The sequence below is a fragment of the Paenibacillus shunpengii genome (genome assembly GCF_042684905.1).
Classification (GTDB): domain Bacteria; phylum Bacillota; class Bacilli; order Paenibacillales; family Paenibacillaceae; genus Paenibacillus; species Paenibacillus shunpengii.
Window position 1 is genome coordinate 1 of the sequence record NZ_JBHUMJ010000002.1, and the last position, 23,293, is coordinate 23,293.

At 48.1% G+C, this 23,293-nt stretch carries 20 protein-coding genes, 1 rRNA gene and 1 riboswitch; of the genes, 19 read left to right on the forward strand and 2 right to left on the reverse strand.

Features of this window, described 5'->3' with window-relative positions:
* The first annotated feature begins 207 nt into the window (after positions 1-207).
* Positions 208-324 (forward strand): 5S ribosomal RNA (rrf, locus tag ACFSVM_RS00020).
* A gap of 143 nt (positions 325-467) precedes the next feature.
* Positions 468-1,463: a ketoacyl-ACP synthase III gene (locus tag ACFSVM_RS00025; RefSeq protein WP_076312466.1), complete on the forward strand. Its 996-nt coding sequence runs from the start codon at positions 468-470 to the stop codon at positions 1,461-1,463.
* Between the two features lie 106 nt (positions 1,464-1,569).
* Here ACFSVM_RS00025 and ACFSVM_RS00030 read toward each other — a convergent pair whose 3' ends face one another.
* The gene (locus ACFSVM_RS00030) at positions 1,570-2,571 is read right to left on the reverse strand and encodes an ion channel (RefSeq protein WP_177178805.1); all 1,002 of its coding nucleotides are present in this window, start codon (positions 2,569-2,571) and stop codon (positions 1,570-1,572) included.
* Between the two features lie 269 nt (positions 2,572-2,840).
* Entirely contained in the window at positions 2,841-4,778 is a 1,938-nt protein-coding gene (locus ACFSVM_RS00035; protein ID WP_076312464.1) for an amidase family protein, read from the reverse strand.
* Positions 4,779-5,258: 480 nt separating this feature from the next.
* Here ACFSVM_RS00035 and ACFSVM_RS00040 point away from each other — a divergent pair, with 480 nt between their 5' ends.
* The 17 genes from ACFSVM_RS00040 to purD all read left to right on the forward strand — a co-directional run bounded on the left by ACFSVM_RS00040 (position 5,259) and on the right by purD (position 23,249).
* On the forward strand, positions 5,259-7,400 hold the full coding sequence (locus tag ACFSVM_RS00040) for a DNA topoisomerase III (RefSeq protein WP_379259715.1): 2,142 nt from the start codon (positions 5,259-5,261) through the stop codon (positions 7,398-7,400).
* Positions 7,401-7,480: 80 nt separating this feature from the next.
* Positions 7,481-7,618 (forward strand): hypothetical protein, encoded by a 138-nt coding sequence (locus ACFSVM_RS00045; RefSeq protein WP_177178806.1) that lies wholly within the window; start codon positions 7,481-7,483, stop codon positions 7,616-7,618.
* A 241-nt stretch (positions 7,619-7,859) separates the two neighbouring features.
* Entirely contained in the window at positions 7,860-8,123 is a 264-nt protein-coding gene (locus ACFSVM_RS00050) for a DUF1294 domain-containing protein (RefSeq protein ID WP_076312462.1), read from the forward strand.
* A 99-nt stretch (positions 8,124-8,222) separates the two neighbouring features.
* A complete protein-coding gene (locus ACFSVM_RS00055) occupies positions 8,223-8,657 on the forward strand; it encodes a universal stress protein (RefSeq protein WP_379259718.1) in 435 nt (144 codons plus the stop codon).
* 276 nt (positions 8,658-8,933) lie between these two features.
* A riboswitch (purine riboswitch) is annotated at positions 8,934-9,035 on the forward strand.
* Between the two features lie 285 nt (positions 9,036-9,320).
* Positions 9,321-9,806 carry a 5-(carboxyamino)imidazole ribonucleotide mutase gene (gene purE, locus ACFSVM_RS00060; RefSeq protein WP_076312460.1) on the forward strand — a complete coding sequence of 162 codons (486 nt, stop codon included), beginning with the start codon at positions 9,321-9,323 and terminating at the stop codon, positions 9,804-9,806.
* The gene (gene purK, locus ACFSVM_RS00065; RefSeq protein WP_379259720.1) at positions 9,803-10,981 is read left to right on the forward strand and encodes a 5-(carboxyamino)imidazole ribonucleotide synthase; all 1,179 of its coding nucleotides are present in this window, start codon (positions 9,803-9,805) and stop codon (positions 10,979-10,981) included. The genes purE and purK overlap by 4 nt, the downstream gene beginning before the upstream one ends.
* A gap of 2 nt (positions 10,982-10,983) precedes the next feature.
* Positions 10,984-12,279, forward strand: a complete 1,296-nt coding sequence (gene purB, locus ACFSVM_RS00070) for an adenylosuccinate lyase (protein WP_076312458.1) — start codon at positions 10,984-10,986, stop codon at positions 12,277-12,279.
* Positions 12,280-12,335: 56 nt separating this feature from the next.
* Positions 12,336-13,217 carry a phosphoribosylaminoimidazolesuccinocarboxamide synthase gene (locus ACFSVM_RS00075; RefSeq protein ID WP_379262809.1) on the forward strand — a complete coding sequence of 294 codons (882 nt, stop codon included), beginning with the start codon at positions 12,336-12,338 and terminating at the stop codon, positions 13,215-13,217.
* A gap of 134 nt (positions 13,218-13,351) precedes the next feature.
* Positions 13,352-13,597 carry a phosphoribosylformylglycinamidine synthase subunit PurS gene (purS, locus tag ACFSVM_RS00080; protein ID WP_047912782.1) on the forward strand — a complete coding sequence of 82 codons (246 nt, stop codon included), beginning with the start codon at positions 13,352-13,354 and terminating at the stop codon, positions 13,595-13,597.
* Between the two features lie 3 nt (positions 13,598-13,600).
* Positions 13,601-14,290: a phosphoribosylformylglycinamidine synthase subunit PurQ gene (gene purQ, locus ACFSVM_RS00085; RefSeq protein WP_076312457.1), complete on the forward strand. Its 690-nt coding sequence runs from the start codon at positions 13,601-13,603 to the stop codon at positions 14,288-14,290.
* On the forward strand, positions 14,268-16,511 hold the full coding sequence (gene purL / locus ACFSVM_RS00090; protein ID WP_379259723.1) for a phosphoribosylformylglycinamidine synthase subunit PurL: 2,244 nt from the start codon (positions 14,268-14,270) through the stop codon (positions 16,509-16,511). Before purQ ends, purL begins: the two co-directional genes overlap by 23 nt.
* Positions 16,496-17,974: an amidophosphoribosyltransferase gene (purF, locus tag ACFSVM_RS00095; RefSeq protein ID WP_047912785.1), complete on the forward strand. Its 1,479-nt coding sequence runs from the start codon at positions 16,496-16,498 to the stop codon at positions 17,972-17,974. Before purL ends, purF begins: the two co-directional genes overlap by 16 nt.
* 43 nt (positions 17,975-18,017) lie before the next feature.
* Positions 18,018-18,209 carry a hypothetical protein gene (locus ACFSVM_RS00100; protein ID WP_379259726.1) on the forward strand — a complete coding sequence of 64 codons (192 nt, stop codon included), beginning with the start codon at positions 18,018-18,020 and terminating at the stop codon, positions 18,207-18,209.
* 210 nt (positions 18,210-18,419) lie between these two features.
* Positions 18,420-19,460 carry a phosphoribosylformylglycinamidine cyclo-ligase gene (purM, locus tag ACFSVM_RS00105; RefSeq protein WP_076312454.1) on the forward strand — a complete coding sequence of 347 codons (1,041 nt, stop codon included), beginning with the start codon at positions 18,420-18,422 and terminating at the stop codon, positions 19,458-19,460.
* Positions 19,460-20,086 (forward strand): phosphoribosylglycinamide formyltransferase, encoded by a 627-nt coding sequence (purN, locus tag ACFSVM_RS00110; RefSeq protein WP_047912788.1) that lies wholly within the window; start codon positions 19,460-19,462, stop codon positions 20,084-20,086. Before purM ends, purN begins: the two co-directional genes overlap by 1 nt.
* Positions 20,087-20,216: 130 nt before the next feature.
* Positions 20,217-21,764, forward strand: a complete 1,548-nt coding sequence (gene purH, locus ACFSVM_RS00115) for a bifunctional phosphoribosylaminoimidazolecarboxamide formyltransferase/IMP cyclohydrolase (protein WP_379259729.1) — start codon at positions 20,217-20,219, stop codon at positions 21,762-21,764.
* 210 nt (positions 21,765-21,974) lie between these two features.
* Positions 21,975-23,249, forward strand: coding sequence for a phosphoribosylamine--glycine ligase (gene purD / locus ACFSVM_RS00120; RefSeq protein WP_379259731.1), 1,275 nt, complete (start codon positions 21,975-21,977; stop codon positions 23,247-23,249).
* The last annotated feature ends 44 nt before the right edge of the window (positions 23,250-23,293 follow it).

Consider the following 23,293-nt stretch of genomic DNA (forward strand, 5'->3'; position numbering starts at 1 on the left):
TGAAGCGAATGCTTCGAAGGTGAATCCGAATACTTTCTCGGGGCCCGGAACAAAACCGGGTAAACAAAAATTCTAACATCGCACATTGTTTCGTATCTAGTTTTCAGGGAGCAAATCCTTGTAAAGATTTTACGCTGTATGTCCTTTTTAAGGATTGATATTTTGCTGGTGATGATTCGCCGAAGATATCACAGCGCAAAAATCATGTTTGGTGGCGATAGCGGAGGGGTTCCACACGTACCCATCCCGAACACGACCGTTAAGCCCTCCAGCGCCGATGGTACTTGGACCGCAGGGTCCTGGGAGAGTAGGACGCCGCCAAGCACACATAAGACACTATCGATGAAATTCGATAGTGTCTTTTTTTTGCTCGAGAGCTTAAACATAAAATATTTTCTTAAATTTAGTACCAAGTACTAGTACCAGATGATATAATAAGGATACTAACTGTAAGGAAGGTGAACAGGATGTATCAATCAAAGGCGAAAATCACGGCAATAGGCACTTATGTACCGGAGAAAATATTATCTAACGAAGATCTCGAAAAAATGGTAGATACTAATGATGAGTGGATTGTACAGCGTACAGGCATGCGAGAACGAAGAATAGCTGCAGAGAACGAGTATACGTCTGATCTGAGCTATAACGCAGTTTCAGACATGATTAAACGCTACGCTGTTGATGTAACGGATGTAGATATGATTCTGGTTGCCACTAGTACAGCTGAGTATACTTTTCCGAACGTCGCTTCCCGAATTCAACAGCATTTTAATATTAAACAAGCAGGTGCTATTGATCTAGGCTCAGCTTGTGCTGGATTTGTTTACGGATTGCAGCTGGCTGATGGAATGGTATCCAGTGGTATTCACAAGAAAGTGCTTGTAGTTGGTGCTGAGACTCTTTCCAAAATCACAGACTATACAGACCGATCTACCTGTATCCTCTTTGGGGATGGGGCTGGAGTTGTGTTGATCGAAAGAGATGATGAGCATCCTGGCTTTATAGCGTCGATGTCCGGCACCCATGGCAGTGGTGGAGGTCATTTATATAGAAGAACATTTGCTACCGAAATTGATGGGATGAATATTGAGAAGGATGCATTTCTTGTTCAGAACGGACGGGAGGTCTACAAATGGGCAGTACGTCATGTACCTGAGGCCTCTAAACAGCTTATTGAGCAATCAGGGCTGCAGCCGGAGGATATTCATTGGTTTGTACCGCACAGCGCGAATTTAAGAATGATTGAATCCATTTGTATGAAAGGTCCGATTCCTATTGAGCGTACGTTGACTAGTGTGGAGTTTAGAGGAAATACCTCGGCTGCCTCGATCCCCTTGGCAATTCAGCTCGGACTTGATGATGGGCGTCTTAAATATAATGATAAGATGTTATTGTTTGGATTTGGTGGAGGCCTAACGTATGCAGGAGTCATTATGCGCTGGACCGTACCGGATAGCAATTAAGAGATAGGAATGGGGAGATTGTCCTCATTCCTATCTTAGTCTTACATAATTAATTTGAGTATCCAGAGACCTGCAATGAATTTGCAGCATGAGTAAATAAAATCTATTATGAAATAATGACATATCCCTCACTTATCTTTTGGAATGTATCTTCGTCCGCGATAATAAATAACTTAGCTTGTTCTGGAATGATGGCGTTAGGTCTTCTTATAATACTAGTATCATCATGATCAGCAATCAACAAGGCCCCCATTGCTTTTATATCCTCGAAGGCGTCATTGTATGTTATCCATTCTTTCTTTTTGTTAATAACATATATTTTCTCGCCACTCTCTGTGCTGAGCAGATTCATAAAAAGCTTGGAAGAACCTTTATGTACACTTGCATGGGCGATCAGATAGGAGATAGACTGCTGTGAAAGGATGAGCTCATCTACCTTCGCATGCCTAAAGTTCATAAGGTGATTCTCCTTAAGAATCTCTGCTATGGTGTATATATGGCGGTTCACTTTCTCACCGTAGCTTTCGATTGTTGTGGCAATCAGCAGTGTCTGTCCATCTGCATATTTGGCCGGCACTCCTTGAGGAGAAAAGATAATAACCGCTTTTGATTTGGCCACGTTTGCACGATCAAGTGTCTCGTATTCTGTCGGCTCGCCTTGTATGTAATGGATTTGACTATGGTCTATGGGACTCGAAGGAAGATCAGCGATAAGAACGATGTTATGAACACTGTCGCTGTTCAGCATTTCCTTAATGGTATCCTTGATCTTATCGTCAGACCAGCCAATAATGACATAATGATCCTCACCTCTGTAATCCATTTTTCCTTCCTCCTTCATCTTGATCCATTTAATAAATCGTTCCGAAATTTTAGCGATAAGTGTCCCGATGAGAAAAAGCCCTGTAAAAATAACAATCGTACCGAAAATCATCCCAGGTGTGGTTTCAGGAAAGTAGTCCCCATAACCGACCGTTGTGGTCGTAACAATAACCCACCAGAGTCCTTTGATATACGTAGAGAACTTCTCAGGCTCTAGAATATGAATGATAATCGGGCTAATGAAGAAAAAGGAGAGTGTAAAATAGAGGAGCGTTATATTGCTCATTTTAAACATTTTCTCGAAAGCCTTGCGCCAAAAAAGCATAGCCCACCTCATTTTTAATTTATGTAACGCAGCTGGATTATGGCATTTATTTACGAGTTAAACAAAACTGAGTTCCACTACATTCAAAATATTTACAGTGAGTTCTATTATATAAAACTTCTTGCCGCTCGGCTATCTAAATCATTTCCCTGAAAAAAGAGCACATACCGGCAGGTCGGCATGTGCTCATCATATGAAATCGTTATGTGTCTGTTAAGCAACACGTATAACTACTCGGATAACATGGGGGCTTTACGGTGCTGTGTTCCCTGCTCGTAGCTGTAAGCGAGCTTGATGAGCTTACCTTCATCATAGGCTCTGCCAAGGAATTCAATCCCGACAGGAAGTCCGTCCTTGGTGAAACCTGCTGGAACCGTGATGGCGGGGAATCCAGAGAATGCGCTAAGCCGGTTATTACCGCCGGCATTTTGAGGCTCACCTATTACCGCAGCAGCCGCAGCTGTACTAGGATACACAATGGCATCCAGGTCATGGTCTGCCATCACTTTTAGAAGAGAGTCCTTGGCCAGCTTCGTTCGCTTCAGCACGATATCTTTATACTCCTCGGTTTCCAATGTTTCACGGGCATCGCGGGACTTCATTGATTGCTCTTGGTCTAAATCATAATTGCCGGATGCAATGATCTCAGACAAGGTGGTGTATGGAGCATCTTCACCAAGTCCTTCAAGGTAATCATTAAGCTGGAATTTGAACTCATAGCTGCTGAGACTTGGATACTTAGAGAGCTCGGCCAAATTAGGGATCCGGATCTCTACAGCAGTAGCGCCAAGCCCTTCAATTTCATTAATTGCATTATAAATAATGGAGGAAGTTTCTTGTTCCGCATCACTGCTGGTGGAGAAGAGCTCAGAAGCTACGCCGATGCGAGCGCCTTGCAGGCCTTGTGGGTCCAATTCATCGAGATAGCTCTCTGGTATTCGTCCGACGCTTGCTGCGGTGCTTACATCCTCAGGGTCATATCCTGCAATAGCATCCAGCATGATCGCAGCGTCTTCAACGGTGCGTGCCATAGGTCCGCCTACATCCTGTGTGAGTGCAAGCGGAATAATGCCGTCACGGCTTGCTAGTCCAATCGTTGGACGAATCCCTACAAGACTATTAAAACTGGAAGGGATACGGATCGAGCCTCCGGTATCTGTGCCTAAGCCTGCAGCTGCAAAGTTGGCGGCAATCGCAGCACCCGTTCCCCCGCTTGAACCGCCGGGATAGTGATCAAGTGCATAAGGGTTTAAGGTTTGTCCACCGAGAGAGCTGGATGTTGTGATGCCGAAGGCAAATTCATGCAGATTTGTTTTGCCCAAGATGATTGCACCGGCTTCTTTTAATCTGGCGATTTGCTCTGCATCTTCATCGGGAACAGAATCTTTGAGGCATAGGCAGCCTGCTGAGGTTGGCATATCACTCGTATCATAATTATCTTTGACCAGAATCGGGATTCCATGAAGATCACTGCGAGGTCCTGTACTTGTACGTTCCTTATCGAGTTCAGCTGCGATATCAAGAGCATCCTCGTTAATCGTGAGCACTGCATTTAGAGAAGGACCTTGATCGTCATACTGTTCAATCCGATCCAGATACATTTGCACAAGCTGGACGGAGGTCAGCTTGCCTTGTTCCATCGCTTTTTGCATATCTGAAATGGTAGCTTCCTCTACTTCAAAAGGCTGTATGTATTCTAATACACGATCATAGATAAGCTGGACATCTGAAACGGTGAGTGGGGTTCTGGGAAAGAAGGATTCTTTGCTGTAGCCTGTCATAATTCCAGCTTGAGCTACAGCACTAATCGCATCAGCATAGGAGCTGTTCTGAGGGATATCTTTAAATGTATGATCCGCTGCAGGCAAAGAGAGCCAATCCTGAATCGCTTGGGCTGCCGCTTGTCTTGATATCACGGTGCCGGTAGCTTTCTCCAAGGTAAAAGGAACGCCCGCCGTCTCTGCAGCCCGTTTCATTTGATCGTAAAAATAGGTGGTGCCAGCCGGCTTGTTAGGGCTGATCTCAGCAGAGGAAGTACCAATTGAATTCGTTCCATCTGCTGCTGACACTGTATAGGCTGGAAGGAGGAAGGAGCTGGTGAGGAGTGCAGCTGCAAGCAAGGCTTGTCCACTTTTTCTCCACCGATGTAACGGCTTGTCCACTTTCATATAAACACTCTCCTTGTAAGTTAATCTTGAGCTCAGAGTCGATAGCATATCCTAACTCGTGTAAGTTAGATCATATTTAATGTCATAAATTCTTACAAGTACAGTGGACATCGAATAAAGCGATTACATCACTTGTTTACTGGATAATGCTCATTATTTTGATTGAATATATCCATGAAAATAAATTGAGTAAGGAGTCATAAGACTATTATCATAGAAGGAATGTTATGTTACATGACATAATGCGTAGTGCTAACGCTCCTCGTTGGTCTCTCTCGTATACATCTACATCTATCTAATATGTTAAGAGAGCTGGGTCCTCTCACTTTTTTTGGTTTTCTATTTCTTACTCCACTCCGTATTTTGAATTCTCTTCGTGTCATCGTTCATAATGAATGTTCTTGGTATGTAAGGGCTTGTTCTTTCGCAGGTACTTTAAAGGAATGATATAATGAAGGATGTTATAGAAAGGAGAGTTCCATGAAAGTACTTGTTCTAGCCGAAAAGCCTTCCGTGGCACGTGAGATTGCCCGTGTAATGGGAAGCAGAGAGAAGCATAAGAGTTATTTTGAAGGACCTAAATATGTAGTAACTTGGGCTTTGGGCCATCTGGTCGGACTGGCTGAGCCTGAGGATTATGATCATAAATATGCAACTTGGAATCTGGCTGATCTGCCGATTCTACCGAAGCAGACGAAGCTGAAGGTACTGCGTGAAACCCAGCATCAATATAAAGCTGTACAGCAGCTAATGAAGAGACAAGATATCAAGGAGCTCGTCATTGCAACAGATGCTGCCCGTGAAGGTGAGCTATTGGCCCGCTGGATTATGCAGATGGCGCATTTCAAGAAGCCTTTTAAACGCTTATGGATCTCGTCTCAGACGGACAAAGCCATCAAAGAAGGGTTTGCGAATTTGAAGCCGGGTCAGCAGTTTGATCGGTTGTATGAATCCGCACGCTGCCGTGCTGAGGCGGACTGGATGATCGGTCTGAATGTCACCCGTGCCCTTACGGTCAAATATAATGCCCAGCTGTCTGCAGGACGTGTCCAAACCCCGACTCTCGGCATGATCATGAATCGGGAAAAAGAAATCATGAACTTCCGCTCAGAGGAATACGAAACGTTGTCTGCTGATTTTGGCAGCTTCCAAGCGATGTGGCGAGCGCCTCAGGGAGACTCTCGTATTTTTGATAAAGCCCGGACAGAAGAGCTTAAGCGCAAGCTTGAAGGACGCTCTGGCAAAGTTGTTCAAGTGAAAAAAAGCGAGAAGGTTGAAGCCCATCCGCTGGCATATGACTTGACCGAGCTGCAGAGAGACGCCAATAAGCGATATGGTTTCTCAGCGAAACAAACCTCTAATCTTCTGCAGAAATTGTATGAGCAGCATAAGCTTGTCACTTATCCACGGACAGACAGCAGATACTTGCCCTCGGATATGACAGAGACGTTCAAGGAGCGCCTGGAGAGTGTAGCGGTAGGCCCTTACAGTGGATTAGCAAGACCGCTGCTTCGTACCAAGCTTCCAATTACGAAGCGTGTGGTGGATGACAGTAAAGTGAGTGACCATCATGCCATTATCCCTACAGAGCAAACGGTTCTGCTCAATCAATTGTCTACGGAGGAGCGCAAGCTCTACGATCTGATTGTAAGGCGATTTATAAGTCTGTTCTATCCGGCAGCAAGATATGATGCGGTGCAGGTTAAGATTGAAGCAGAGAATGAAGCTTTTATTGTGAAAGGAACAACAGTCAAAAATCACGGCTGGCGTGAAGTATATGGCGCAGAAGGTTACAGCGATGAGGATGAGGAGACTTCAGAGGATGCCTCCGATTCAAGAGGAACGGGGCAGGATCTCCCTGAGCTTCGCGAAGGGGAGATCATCAAGATACAGCGATGTATCATTAAATCTGCCCGTACAATGCCCCCGAAACGCTATAACGAAGCAGCATTGCTGGCTCAAATGGAGAAGCATGGTCTGGGTACACCTGCGACCAGAGCTGATATTATCGAGAAGCTTGTCAGCAGTGACACCATTGAGCGTCAGGGCAATGTGATGCACCCAACCGGCAAAGGAAAACAGCTGATTGAATTGGCAGCACCACAGCTTCGTACACCTGAGCTTACTGCCAAATGGGAGTCTGAGCTGGAGCGCATCGCCAAAGGACAGGGCTCTCCTGAACCGTTCTTAAACGGAATTCGGAAAATGGCTGATGAACTTGTACGCAGTGTCAAGAATAGTACCACGGAATACAAGCCGCATAATGTATCTAACAGCCATTGTCCAGATTGTGGTACAAGACTGCTAGAGAAGAAATCCAAGCGAGGCAAGTTCCTGGTGTGTCCTGCGGAGGATTGCAGCTACAAGCGATCGGCAGAGAAGCGTTTGTCCAACCGGCGTTGCCCGCAATGCCATAAGAAGATGGAGCTTAAAGAAGGCAAGGCAGGAATGTATGTGCAGTGTCTGCCATGCGGCATCACGGAGACCGTGGACAAGGACAAGCAGCGGGTTAATAAACGTGAGCAGCAGAAGCTCGTTAAGCAGTTTGAGAAAAAGGAGCCGATTGGCTCTAACCTCGGTGATCTGCTGAAAGCAGCACTGGAAAAGAAAGAAGGCAAATAAGCAGTGTGAGGCGGAATATGAAGTGTTCGTATAATGCGCCTCCGAAGATGACAATCTATGTCTTAGGGGGTGAGCGACACATGCCTTATCATAAACCGCTGAAAATTAAAAACCAGCAAAATAAGTCTAGTGTGCTAGAGGAAAGCAGAACCATTCGTCCAGCCAAGGCCGCCCACACTCCGCCAAGCTTAAACGGCATTCCTAAGCAGGAATCCTAAGCTGAAACTTGCTCTTTGCAGTGATAAGCTGGCAGCATGAGAACCAGATTCAATATCGAATCTGGTTCTTCTGTATGTTTCAAGCGCAGCATGAAGTTATGTAACGCATAGAATAATGCCCATATAGATACACTAAATTCAGCCGACTACACCTGAGCCTGCCCGCACTCATTGTCACTCTGTTTCTTCAGAAGCTATAATGGAGTGGGGAATGTGATCCCTAAAGAAAGGGGAATTGCCAATGCGGACAGGCATCATTCTATGGTTTGTTTTTATAAATGTGGTAGCCTATCTTGTGATGTCAGAGGATAAGAGAAGAGCACAGAAAAGACGAGACCGGGTTCCGGAAAGAACGCTGTTTTTACTTGCTGCGATCGGAGGTTCACTCGGCATACTGATTGCAATGTACCGGAAGCGGCACAAAACAAGGCATGCCAGCTTTACCATTGGCGTACCTGTTCTTCTCTTCGTTAATGCGATACTATATGGCTATTTTTTGAGCTGAGGTTCGCTTAAGACTCAGTGTAGCTTGCAGACAGCTTGTTGATTCAAACAAATCCGTAATCGGTTAAATATAAGTACATACAGAAAGGTGGCGTTCCTCATGACTTTTTCCAATATTCTACTTGCATACGACGGATCAGAGTTAGCGAACAAAGCGTTTGAGCGCGCAGTGGAGTTAGCCAAATTATCTGAAAATACACAGCTGCATATTGTTCACGTATACGATTTCCCGCGGGTATTTATCGGCGAAGGTCTGGCCCCAATCCCGCCCTCGGTAAATAGTGATGTATATGAGCTTGCTGAAGAGACTGTAGACGAGCTTAAGAAACGTCTAGTCAATGAGCAAATTGGAGCCAAGGTTGAACTCATTCAAGGGTCTCCAGTGGATGTCATATTGGAGTATGTGAAACAGAACGATATGGATCTCATTGTAATCGGCAGCAGAGGACTGAGCGGAATACGCGAATTTGTGCTGGGCAGTGTAAGCCATCGTGTAGTTCAGGAAGCAGACGTGCCTGTACTCGTTGTGAAATAAACAATATGAAACAGATCATTTGTTCGAGAAAAACCAGTATCTTTCCTGTACTTCATGGAAGCTGCTGGTTTTATTTATGTTTTTAGTTTATTAATATCCGAACATTAAATATGGTAAAGATTAAAATGTTCGTCTTTAAGTTGACATCGGGTGTAGGGGATTGTTAAACTGTTAAAGGTAAAAAGAATAAACTCGAAAATCAAAGAAATAAGTAAACTGTAGAGCAAAGAATCCATTTCAAAATACCGATGTTTGTCGTATTAATGAAATCGATTCGTCCAAAATATAGAATGATCTCGTATAGTACCGGGAATACGGCCCGGAAGTTTCTACCCGAAAACCGTTAATTTTCGGACTACGAGGATATCAATGTTGAGAGCAGCGGGTTGATGCCGGAATTCATGTCCATGCTTTTTCAAAGCCAACATCAAAATCTTTAAGCATGGGGTATCTTGTTTATAGGTGAGCTTGAGCCGCCGCTAAAGACAGGGTCTGGCTTGTGTGGAAGCACATCCATGGTGGTTTATTGTTTCTCCCGTAAGGCTGCAGCTCTGATATCTTCATATCGTCCGGAATCCGTATAGTGTCATCATAACTCGAGGATTTCGGTTTTTTTTCGTCAATTGAAGGTGCTTGTTGATCAAATTCAAGGGAGTGGATATCATGTCAGTGCAAGTTGCCGTAATTATGGGGAGTACATCAGATTGGGAAACGATGAGACATGCCTGTGAAGTGCTGGACGAGCTGGACATTGCTTATGAGAAAAAGGTTGTCTCTGCTCACCGTACGCCGGATCTTATGTTTGAATTCGCAGAGGGCGCGTATGACCGCGGAATTAAAGTGATCATTGCTGGGGCAGGAGGAGCCGCTCATTTGCCTGGAATGGTCGCATCCAAAACCTTGGTTCCTGTGATCGGTGTCCCTGTTCAGTCGAAGGCACTGAATGGTCTTGACTCGCTGCTCTCTATCGTGCAAATGCCTGGCGGTATTCCGGTAGCTACGGTCGCGATCGGCAAAGCGGGAGCAACGAATGCAGGACTGCTCGCTGCACAGATCATCGGTGCATTTGATCCTGAGGTTGCGGGCAGAGCACAGGAACGCAGAGATCGAATCCGCAAAGAAGTGCTAGAAAGCAGTGATACGTTATGATAAATAAGCTAATCAGCGAGAGCATAAAGGTCTTCCCTTCTGGAGCTACGATCGGAATACTTGGAGGCGGACAGCTTGGGCGGATGATGACATTATCAGGTACAGCCATGGGATACCGGTTTATTACACTGGAGCCGACCGAGAATTCACCTTGCGGGCAAGTCGCGCGGCAGATTGTGGCAGGTTACGATGATCAGAATGCAGCACGCCAGCTTGCAGAAGAGTGCGATGTAATCACTTATGAGTTTGAAAATGTGGATGCCGATGTGGCAGCCTTGCTGGAGAACGAAGCGTATGTCCCTCAAGGAAGCAGACTGCTGTATACGACTCAGCATCGTCTTCGGGAGAAGCGTGCCATTGAAGCGGCGGGTGTGCCGGTTGCTCCTTATCGGGAAATTAAGAGTGCGGAGGACATGAGCGCAGCGGTTGAGGTGCTAGGCGTTCCTTGTGTGCTTAAGACCGTAACTGGAGGCTACGATGGCAAAGGCCAGCGCGTGATTCGTGACAGAGAGGCAGCCCTTGCGGCTTACGAAGAGCTGGCGGGCCTTGGCACAGAGCTCGTATTAGAGCAGTTTGTCTCCTTTGACTGCGAAATATCTGTTATTGCTGCACGTAATCCCCAAGGAGAGATTCGGACATTTCCTCCAGCTGAGAATGTGCATGTCAATAACATATTGCACACTTCCGTTGTACCGGCAAGAGTGTCATCAGAGCTCCAGCTCGAAGCGCAGCAGCTCGCAGCTAAGATCGCCGAATCGATGGGAGCCGTTGGGCTGCTGGCTGTCGAGATGTTCGTGACAAGAGATGGACAGCTGTATGTTAATGAATTGGCCCCTCGGCCTCACAACTCAGGTCATTATACGATGGAGGCGTGCAGTACATCGCAGTTTGAGCAGCATGTAAGAGCAATATGCGGTCTGCCGCTTGCTGATACATGCCTGCTGAGCCCTGTTGTGATGGTCAATGTCCTGGGAGAACATATCGAAGCCGTTATTGATCGATTTGCCAAAAAGGATGCAGACGCAGATGAACTGGGCGTCGTGCCTAAGCTTCACCTGTACGGCAAAGCCGAAGCCAAGACCGGACGTAAAATGGGACATATCAACCTGTTATGCCATGATGTGCAGCATGCACTGGATTGGATAGACAAAACCAATATATGGAGGAACGAATAGAAATGATTGAACGTTATAGCAGACCCGAAATGCGGGCGATATGGACGGAAGAGAATAAATTTAAGGCTTGGCTTGAAGTTGAAATTTGTGCCTGTGAGGCATGGGCAGAACTCGGCGTTATTCCCAAAGAGGACGCAGCTGTCCTACGTGAGAAAGCAAGCTTTGATATTGACCGGATCTACGAGATTGAGCAGGAGACACGTCATGATGTCATTGCCTTCACACGTACCGTATCCGAAAGTCTTGGAGAGGAACGTAAATGGGTGCATTACGGTCTGACTTCTACAGATGTGGTTGATACAGCGAACGGTTACCTGCTTCGTCAGGCGAACGAAATTCTTGAGAAGGACATTCTGAACTTCATTCAGATCCTGAGAGACAAAGCGATTGAATACAAGCACACTCCAATGATGGGACGTACACATGGTGTACATGCGGAGCCAACAACCTTTGGTCTGAAAATGGCACTGTGGCATGAAGAGATGAAGCGCAACCTCGAACGCTTCCGTCATGCTGCCGACAATGTCCAGTATGGCAAAATCTCAGGTGCGGTAGGAACGTATGCCAACATTGATCCTTTCGTTGAGGAATTCGTATGTAAGAAGCTGGGCACGAAGCCGGCTCCGATCTCAACGCAAACATTGCAGCGTGACCGCCATGCTGAATATATGGCAACCCTCGCACTGATCGCGACTTCCCTGGACAAATTCGCGACCGAAGTACGTGCACTCCAGAAGAGTGAATTCCGTGAGGTGGAAGAGGCTTTTGCTAAAGGTCAAAAAGGCTCATCTGCTATGCCGCACAAGCGCAATCCGATCGGCAGTGAGAACATTTCCGGCTTGTCCCGTGTCATTCGCGGACATATGCTGACAGCTTATGAGAACGTAACGCTGTGGCATGAGCGTGATATCTCGCATTCCTCAGCAGAACGCGTCATCCTGCCAGATGCAACGATGCTGCTGAACTACATGCTGAACCGTTTTGGCAACATCATCAAGAATTTGACGGTGTTCCCTGAGAACATGAAGCGCAACATGGCCCGTACCTTCGGTGTTCCGTTCTCCGGACGCATTATGACGAAGCTGATTGATAAAGGCTTCAGCCGTGAAGAAGCGTACGATACAGTTCAGCCTCGTGCGATGGAAGCATGGGAGACACAGCGCCAATTCCGCGACATCGTGGAAGCAACGCCGGCGATTACGGAAGTGCTCAGCACAGAGGAGATCGAGGACGCCTTTAATCCGGCATGGCATCTGAAGCATGTGGATACGATTTTTGACAAATTGGGATTGAACTAGTCCAGCAAGATATCTAAAGGGCTGATACGGCTTAAAAAATAATAAAACGTGGAGTGATTAACGTTATGGCTTTATCCACCGCAGCAGAGCTCATTAACGCACCACTGTTATACAAAGGCAAGGTTAGAGAGTTGTACGATTTGGGTGAGCATTTCCTGATCGTCGTAACAGACCGGATTTCAGCATTTGATTATGTGCTGGAGCCGGCTGTTCCGGAGAAAGGCAATGTACTCAATACAGTTAGTGCTTTCTGGTTTGACCAAACCAAGGAATGGATGCCAAACCACGTTGTCCATACCAATATAGAAGAACTGGGCGATATCGTGCTGGATACAGAGGCGCTGAGGGATCGGATTATGGTCACGAGAAAAGCCGAGCGTATTGATATCGAGTGCGTGGTTCGTGGATACATTACCGGCAATGGCTGGAGACAGTATCAATCCTCTGGAATAGTTAACGGGATTAAGCTTCCGGAAGGACTTCGTAAAAATGCGAAGCTGGATAAGCCGATCTTCACGCCGGCGGCCAAGAACGATGTAGGCCATGATGAGGATATCTCCATGGAGCAGATGAAATCGTCGGTTGGCGAGGAGCTTGCACTTGAGCTTGAAGCGAAGAGTCTTCAGCTGTATGAGTTCGCAAGAGACTATTGCGAGCAAAGAGGAATTATTTTGGCAGATTGCAAGTTTGAGTTCGGGATCGTGGATGGCGAGGTCATTTTGATCGACGAGATCTTTACACCGGATGCCTCCCGGTTCTGGGCCAAGGAGAAATACGCGCTGGACATCGAGATCGACAGTATGGATAAAGAGCCGGTAAGAGCCTATCTGGCATCCACGGATTGGGATAAGAACAGCCAGCCGGAGCCGCTTCCTGAGCATGTAGTAGAGGAAACGAGCAGACGCTATAAAGAGATTAAGGACAGGCTGACCCGTTAATTTAAGATGTGGTACATGGGAAGTATTCATAACCCCATTATGGAAACTTAGCAGATAAAAGCTTCATATTAGCAATCATTATCATCATTAATAGTCCAAACCTTAAAAACATTCCTTAGGAGGAACTTCCGATCATGATAAAAGCTACTGTATACGTTACGATTAAACAAAGCGTACTTGACCCTCAAGGCGTTGCCGTACAAGGCGCGCTCCATTCCATGGGCTTCAGTGAAGTAGAAGGGGTACGCATCGGCAAATATCTGGAGCTGACACTGGATACAAGTGATCGTAATGAAGCAGAAGAACGCGTTAAGGTCATGTGTGAAAAGCTGCTCGCAAATACGGTTGTCGAAGACTACCGCTTTGAATTGGAGGTTTAATTCATGAAATTTGCAGTTCTCGTGTTTCCTGGATCCAACTGTGATATTGACTGCTATAAGGCAGTAGAAGAAACGATTGGACAGCCCGTGGATTATGTATGGCATACGGCAACAGACCTGTCTGCCTATGACTGCATCATCGTTCCCGGCGGCTTCTCTTACGGTGACTATTTAAGATGCGGGGCAATCTCCAGATTTGCTCCTGTGATGAACGAAGTAGCCAAGGCTGCAGAGCAAGGTAAATACATTATCGGGATCTGCAACGGATTCCAAATCCTGACGGAAGCAGGGCTTCTCCCTGGCGCATTGCTGCGCAATACAGGTATGAAGTTTGTGTGCCATGACTCCGTACTCCAAGTGGAGAACAACAACACCCCTTTTACAAGCGAGTATGCACTTGGGGAAGAGATTATTATCCCGATCGCGCATGGGGAAGGCAACTATTATTGTGATGAAGAGACGCTTGAGAAGCTTAAAGCAAATAATCAAATCGTCTTTACTTATAAAAACAATCCGAACGGCTCCTTAAATAACATCGCCGGCGTAAGTAATGAGCGCGGTAACGTGGTAGGCATGATGCCTCACCCGGAACGTGCGGTGAACGAAGTGCTTGGAACGACGGACGGCAAACGCATGTTTACATCGATTTTGAACTCCTGGAGGGATCAGCATGACACAGCAAGTATCCGCTAAAGAACCAACCGCAGCACAGATTGCCGAGCATAAACTTTATCAGCAAATGGGCGTATCTGACAGTGAATATGACCTGATCGTGTCCTTCATGGGACGTCAGCCAAACTACACGGAGATCGGTGTATTCAGTGTTATGTGGTCAGAGCACTGTGCTTACAAGAACTCCAAGCCGCTGCTGCGTCGTTTCCCGACAACAGGCGAACGTGTCCTGATGGGACCGGGTGAGGGTGCAGGGATTGTCGACATCGGAGATAACCAGGCGGTCGTATTTAAGATCGAGAGTCATAACCATCCTTCTGCGGTTGAGCCTTTCCAAGGTGCAGCTACAGGGGTTGGCGGAATTATCCGCGACATTTTCTCCATGGGTGCAAGACCGATTGCATCCCTTAATTCCTTGCGCTTCGGCAAGCTGGAAAGCGATCGTGTGAAATATTTGTTTGAACACGTCGTATCCGGTATTGCAGGCTATGGTAACTGTATCGGCATTCCAACGGTAGGCGGAGAAGTGATGTTCGATGAGAGCTATGATGGCAACCCGCTCGTAAATGCCATGTGTGTAGGTCTTATCGATCACGACAAAATTCAGCGCGGTGTCGCCAAAGGTGTAGGTAACCCGGTGTTTTACGTGGGACCTCCAACAGGACGTGATGGTATTCACGGAGCAACCTTTGCTTCTGTGGAGCTAACGGAGGAATCTGAATCCAAGCGTACGGCAGTACAGGTCGGCGACCCGTTCATGGAGAAGCTGGTTATGGAGGCTTGTCTTGAACTGATTGATACTGGCATCGTGCTCGGTATTCAAGATATGGGTGCTGCGGGTCTTACGTGCTCCAGTGCGGAAATGGCAAGTAAGGCAGGAAACGGACTGGAGCTGTATCTGGACCAAGTGCCTCAGCGTGAAGAGGGCATGACACCATACGAGATGATGCTGTCTGAATCTCAAGAACGCATGCTGTTCGTCGTTGAGCCTAAAGACGAAGCACAAGCGTGTGAAATTTTCGAGCGTTGGGGCGTGATCTGTGCAAAGGTCGGCAAGGTTACAGATGACGGACGACTGAAGCTGTACCATCACGGTGAAGTCGTTGGCGACATGCCGGTAACGGCATTGGTTGACGAATGTCCGGTGTATAACAAACCATCCTCAGTTCCTGCTTATTATATTGAAAATGAAAAAATCGACACCCTGCGTTATGAAGAAGTGTCGGACCTGACAGGAGCCTTGAAAAAGGTGCTGTCCTCCCCGACCGTATCCAGCAAAGCTTGGGTGTATGACCAATATGACTATATGGTGCGGACCAGCACTGCCGTTCGTCCGGGATCGGATGCGGCTGTTGTGACGGTTCATGGCACACGTAAAGGTCTTGCGATGACAACAGACTGCAATGGCCGTTATGTGTATCTTGATCCTGAAGTGGGCGGCAAAATTGCAGTCAGCGAAGCTGCCCGTAACATCGTTTGCTCCGGGGCAGAGCCGCTGGCAATTACAGACAATCTGAACTTCGGTTCGCCGGAGAAGCCGGATATTTTCTGGCAGATGGAAAAAGCGGTAGATGGAATGGCTGAGGCATGTACAGTACTGGGTACGCCGGTTATCGGCGGTAACGTGAGCTTGTACAACGAGAATGCCAAAGGTGCAATTTACCCAACGCCTGTCGTTGGTATGGTTGGACTTGTGCATGATACAGACCACATTACGACACAAGGCTTCAAGAAAGAAGGAGATGTTATCCTGCTGCTTGGGGATACACATGCTGAGCTTGGCGGCAGCGAGTTCCAATATGCGGTTCATGGCTTGACGGAGGGACGCCCTCCACAGCTTGATCTTGAAGTAGAGAAGAAGCTGCAGGAAGCGGTACTGGGTGCTATTCAAAAAGGTCTCGTACAATCTGCACATGACTTGTCTGAAGGCGGACTTGGCGTGGCACTGGCCGAGAGCTGCATCAGCGGCGGTATTGGCGCGAGCGTGAACTTTACTACGGAGCTTCGCGGTGATATTGCTCTATTTAGTGAGAGCCAATCCCGTATTCTGCTGACAGCAGACCAAGCACAGGCAGAGGAACTGGAAGCGTTCGTGAGAAACAGCGGTGTTCCGGTTCAAGTGATCGGACAAGTAACAGGAAGCAATCTTAAATTGGAGTTGAACGGCACATCAGCTGTGGACGAACCGGTAGCGGTTCTGAAACAGGTCTGGGAGGATGTTATTCCATGTCTGATGAAGTAAAGACCCCGCAGTTTTGGACCGGCGATTATTACAACGAGGGTTCGGGCAAAGAGGGACTGTTTGATAAATTGAAAGAGGAGTGCGGGGTGTTCGGGGTGTATAGACACCCCGACGCGGCCTCCTTGTCCTATTACGGACTGCATGCATTGCAGCATCGCGGCGAGGAAAGTGCCGGAATGTGTGTCAGTGACGGCAGTGAGTTTCACTATCACCGCGGAATGGGACTTGTCAAAGAGGTGTTTACCAAGGATCTCATGGCTTCCCTCTCTGGTGATATCTCTATCGGTCATGTGCGTTATTCAACCAGCGGCGACAGCAAGCTGACGAATGCGCAGCCGCTCGTATTTAAATATCGTGACGGCGATCTGGCGGTTGCGACGAACGGAAATATCGTGAACGCGCCAGAGATTCGCAAGGAGCTGGAGCAAGGCGGTTCGATTTTTCAAACGACGAGTGATACCGAGGTTATTGCACACTTGATCGCTCGTTCACCTAAGGATTTGGTTGAGGCGGCAAAAGATGCATTCCGCCGGATTGTCGGAGGCTATGCCTTCCTGATCATGACCAACGATCGTCTGATCGTTGCATCGGATGCTCATGGACTACGTCCACTGACGATGGGCAAACTGGGCGATGCTTATATTTTTGCTTCCGAAACATGTGCACTGGAAACGATCGGTGCGGAGCTGATCCGAGATATTGAGCCAGGAGAAATGCTGGTTCTCGACAGCGATGGGCTGCATGAAGACCGCTTCGAGGAGAAAAAGCACCGGAAAGCGCTGTGTGCGATGGAGTATATCTACTTTGCGCGTCCGGACAGTGATATGAATGGAGCAAATCAGCATGGTGCACGGAAGCGGATGGGCAGCCGGCTAGCTATTGAATCGTTTGTGGATGCTGATGTCGTAACAGGTGTTCCCGATTCCAGTATTTCCGCGGCAATAGGCTATGCTGAGCAGACGGGTATTCCTTATGAGCTGGGGATGATCAAGAACAAATACACTGGACGTACCTTTATTCAGCCAAGTCAGGAGCTGCGTGAGCAGGGAGTGAAGATGAAGCTGAGTGCGGTGCGCCGGGTAGTCGAAGGCAAGCGGGTTGTCATGATCGATGATTCTATCGTGCGCGGTACGACATCACGCCGGATCGTGAACATGCTCCGGGATGCAGGAGCGACTGAGGTGCATGTACGCATAACTTCACCACCGTTCAAGAATCCATGCTTCTACGGGATTGATACCCCGAACCGGGATGAGCTGATTGCTTCTTCCAAATCGATTGAGGAGATCTGCCGCGAGATTAATGCTGACTCTCTGTCATTCCTCAGTCCCGAAGGTTTGATCTCTTCTATAGAAGGAAACCACCAGGATGAATATAAAGGCGGCCTATGCCTTGCCTGTTTCGATAATGACTACCCAACGACGCTGGACTTCAAGGATGCGAAGGCGGGCTGCGGCTGTTAATACGCCGCAGTAATCAATTGCTCCATGAAGAGCCGCCCTACATTTGCGAAGCAAACAGGGGATGGCTCTGATGAAGCAAGGCGCGCAGCGCAGAAGGCACCGCCAAGGACCCGGCACATTTGCCGAAGGCAAACAGCAGAAGGTCCCAGCGGAGCTGCACGCGCAGCGTGCCAGAGAGCTTCCCCGTGAGCCCCAGCGCATCTGCCGAAGGCAAACAGTGGGTAAGCTCGGGTGAAGCCCCCGCGCGCATAGCGCAATCAGCAGTAGAGCGTGTCTGCAAGACGAAAGCGAATCCCAGCACTACAGTAACCATAGCAGGATCCAACCAAACTCCGGTCCGCGATAACATTTTGCGGGTGTCCAGAGGGGCCGCGGCCTCTTTGGGGTCCTCCCTGTCAGGGAGGATTTAGGAGGGTGAATTTATATTTGAGGGACGGTGACCAAGTTGTCAGAAGCATACAAAAATGCAGGCGTCGATATCGCGGCAGGCAACGAAGCGGTTGAGAAAATGAAGAAACACGTAAAACGTACATTTCGCCCTGAAGTTATGACCGATCTTGGTGGATTCGGTGCCTTGTTCGGATTGAACAAGGATAAATACGATGAGCCCGTACTCGTGTCTGGCACAGATGGTGTCGGAACGAAGCTGAAGATTGCATTTGCGATGGATCAGCATGATACGATCGGCATTGATGCAGTGGCCATGTGTGTGAACGACATTGTCGTACAAGGTGCAGAACCATTGTTCTTCCTCGACTATCTGGCATGTGACAAGGTCGTGCCTGACAAGATCGAAGCGATTGTAGCCGGTATTGCTGAGGGATGTCATCAGGCTGGAGCTGCGCTGATCGGCGGAGAAACAGCCGAAATGCCGGGCATGTACAGTGAAGGGGAATACGATATTGCCGGCTTTACGGTAGGTGTCGTGGACAAAGCGAAGATCATTAACGGCAGCACGATTGCACCTGGAGACACGGTGATCGGTCTTGCTTCCAGCGGCGTGCACAGCAACGGCTTCTCTTTGGTTCGCAAATTGCTGCTGGAGCAGTCGGGATACAGCTTGCAGGATGAGATTGCAGAGCTTGGCGGGACACTGGGCGGTACGCTGCTTACGCCGACCAAGATATATGTGAAGCCAGTCCTCGCACTTCTGGATGAAGTGAAAGTAAAAGGCATGGCGCATATTACAGGCGGTGGATTCATCGAGAACATTCCGCGGATGCTTCCTGAAGGCGTGAACGTAGACATCGATCATGGCTCTTGGCCGGTTCTGCCAATCTTCAAGCTGATGCAGGACAAAGGCAGCATCTCTAATCGCGATATGTTCACGACCTTCAATATGGGAATTGGTCTTGTCCTTGTTGTCAGTGAAGCGGATGCGGAGAACACACTCGCAGTCCTTCGTGCGAATGGTGAGGAAGCTTACACCATCGGCCGTGTGACCGAAGGCAGCGGAATCGTGACCTTTACAGGAGTGGAAGTCTAATGCCTGGCTATCGCATTGCCGTGTTTGCTTCGGGACAGGGCAGCAATTTTCAGGCATTGGTGGATGCTGCAGCGAGCGGTAAGCTGGATGCAACGATTGAGCTGTTAGTCAGTGATCGACCACAGGCTCCAGTAGTGGAGAAGGCGGAAGCCGCTGGAATTGAATGCCATGTGTTTAAGCCTAAAGAGTATGCTTCAAGAGAAGCCTACGAGCAGGAGATTGTCGCCAAGCTGGAGGAGCGCGAGATTGATCTTGTAGTCCTTGCCGGTTATATGCGGCTCTTAACCTCTGTTGTCGTTGACCGTTATGCAGGCAGGCTGATTAACATTCATCCTTCCTTGCTGCCCGCGTTTCCGGGTAAGGATGCCATTGGACAAGCTCTGGATTACGGAGTAAAGATGACGGGGATTACGGTGCACTTTGTGGACGGAGGAATGGACACGGGAGCGATTATAGCCCAGAGAGCCATTACGGTTTCACCGGAGGATACAACAGAGACACTTGCTGCTTCGATTCATGAATTGGAACGTGAGCTGTATCCAGAGGTCGTATCTTGGTTCACCAAAGGGCTTGTCACGCTGGATGGACGCAAAGTTACGATTGCGGAGAATGATGTCAGAAAGTAAGAGGCAGAACTCGGAAAAGTAACATTTTGCGATATTACTCATTTGTTCGCTGCAAGATATGATATTTCTCGGGAAATAAAACAACAATTTTTAGCACCAAAATGGGATGAACAAGAGGAGGATCTTAATCGTGGGTATTAAAAGAGCGCTGGTTAGCGTTTCGGATAAAACGGGTATCGTGGATTTTTGCCGTGAGCTGTCTAATTTGGGTGTGGAAATTATCTCGACAGGAGGAACAAGCAGCCTGCTGTCGAACGAAGGCGTTCCTGTGATCGGGATATCGGACGTAACCGGTTTTCCTGAAATTATGGATGGACGCGTCAAGACACTGCATCCTGCTGTGCACAGCGGACTGCTGGCAGTTAGAGACAATGCTGAGCATCAGCAGCAAATGAAAGATCTGGGTCTGGATTATATCGACCTCGTTGTCGTTAATTTGTATCCATTCCAAGAGACCATTGCGAAGCCGGGCGTTTCTTACGAGGACGCGATCGAAAATATCGACATCGGCGGTCCGACTATGCTTCGTTCTGCAGCCAAGAACCATGCTTTTGTCAGTGTGGTTGTCGATGCAGCCGACTATGAGCAGGTGCTTGCTGAAGTTCGTGAGAGCGGTGATACGACTCTTGAAACTCGTAAACAGCTTGCGGCAAAAGTTTTCCGTCACACGGCGGCTTATGATGCCCTTATTTCTGATTATCTGTCTAATGTCAACGGAGATCCACTACCAGAGCGCTACACCGTGACTTATGAAAAAATCCAGGATCTGCGCTATGGGGAGAACCCGCATCAGCAGGCTGCCTTCTACCGCAAACCGCTTGCACCGAACGGGACACTCACTACTGCAGAGCAATTGCATGGTAAAGAGCTGTCCTACAACAATATCAACGATGCGAACGCAGCACTGCAGATCGTGAAGGAATTTGATGCTCCGGCTGTAGTCGCAGTTAAGCACATGAATCCTTGCGGCGTAGGTACAGGTGAGAATATCTATGAAGCCTACATGAAAGCCTACAATGCAGATCCAACTTCGATCTTTGGCGGCATTGTTGCAGCTAACCGGACAATTGACAGTGATACAGCTGTAAAGCTCAGTGAAATTTTCCTTGAGATCGTCCTTGCTCCGGACTTTACACCGGAAGCACTGGAAATCTTGACCAAAAAGAAAAATATCCGCTTGCTGAAAATGGGTGAGCTTGGCTCTGCGAAGGAGCGTACAAGCCAGTTTGTTGTCACTTCCATTGACGGGGGTATGGTCGTGCAGCAAAGTGACATTCACTCCATCGATGAAGGTGATCTTCAAGTTGTAACGGATCGTGCACCTTCTGCCGAAGAAATGAAGCAGCTGCTCTTTGGCTGGAAAGTTGTTAAGCATGTGAAATCCAATGCGATCGTGCTTGCAGCCGATGATATGACGGTGGGTGTAGGCGCTGGTCAGATGAACCGCGTTGGTGCAGCCAAGATTGCGCTTGAGCAAGCGGGAGACAAAGCCAAAGGGGCGGCGCTTGCATCTGATGCATTCTTCCCGATGGGCGATACGGTTGAACTTGCTGCAAAACACGGCATTACAGCCATCATCCAGCCGGGCGGATCGATCAAAGACGAGGAATCCATCAAGGCTGCGAATGAGCATGGCATTGCCATGGTCTTCACGGGCGTACGTCATTTCAAACACTAATCAATAGATAAACAATTGAATAGAGGATTCGAGCGTTATCCGCACAAAAGATCAAAAAGGGGATTTGAACGGACAAGCGGAGCGTGATCAGATCCTTATCTTTACCCAGAAAAAGAAGCTGAGGGCTTAGCGATAACTTGTCGCCGGTCCTCAGCTTTACACTAGATAGAAGCTTTTTTTATAGGATGATATTAAGGAGGAACCTAACCTATGGATATTCTCGTTATTGGCGGCGGCGGCCGCGAGCATGCCATCGTATGGGCTTTGTCGAAATCGGAAAAGGCTGACAAGATCTACTGTGCACCGGGAAATGCAGGAATCGGTCAGATTGCGGAGTGTGTGCCGATTGCAGTGAGCGAGTTCGAACAGCTGACCGCTTTTGCGCTGGAAAAAGAAATCGGATTGGTCGTCGTTGGACCGGATGATCCGTTGGCCGACGGAATTGTGGATGCATTCGAAGCGAAGGACATTCCTGTGTTTGGCCCACGCAAAAATGCAGCAGAAATCGAAGGCAGCAAAACGTTCATGAAGGATCTGCTTCGGAAATACAACATTCCTACGGCAGCCTACGAGAAGTTTGGTGACTATGAACAGGCACTCGCTTATTTGCGCTCACGCACGGCTCCAATCGTCATCAAAGCCGATGGACTTGCTGCGGGCAAAGGGGTAACCGTAGCTTATACGATGGAAGAAGCCGAAGAGGCGCTTCGCAGTATAATGCTGGACAAGGTATTTGGTGATGCCGGTACTCAAGTCGTTATTGAAGAGTTTCTGGAAGGGCAGGAAATGTCCATTCTTGCATTTGTGGATGGAGAAACGGTACGCTGCATGCCGGCAGCACAGGATCACAAGCCGGTGTATGATGGAGATAAAGGGCCGAATACAGGCGGAATGGGAACCTATTCTCCGCTTCCTCATATTGATCAAGCCATTATTGACAAGGCCATAGAATCCATAGTCATTCCTACCGCAAAGGCAATGGTAGAAGAAGGACGTCCATTCCGTGGAGTGCTGTTTGCCGGGCTGATGATATCTCCCGATGGAACACCAAAGACAATAGAGTTCAATGCACGTTTTGGAGATCCGGAAACGCAAGTCGTGCTCCCTAGGCTGAAGACCGATCTGCTCGAGATCTTCCTGGCCGCCGTCAACGGAACACTGGCTGATATCGACATCGAGTGGAGTGAAGAAGCTGCCGTGTGTGTCGTCCAGGCATCGGGCGGCTACCCGGCTTCTTACCCTAAAGGAATTGTTATTTCAGGACTGGATGAGGTATCAAGCGGGGAGTCTGCGCTTGTATTCCATGCGGGAACGGCGAAGAACGAGGCGGGAGAATGGGTAACCAACGGTGGACGCGTACTGGGTATCGTCGGACGGGGTGCCACTATTGAAGAAGCGAGAGCGGTAGCCTATGCAGCAGCGGAAGGCATTGATTTCGAAGGAAAGCATCAGCGGACCGATATTGCGGCCAAAGCACTGGTATAAGTTTCAACACAGGAATAACTAAACCATAACGGCTTTTTTGTATG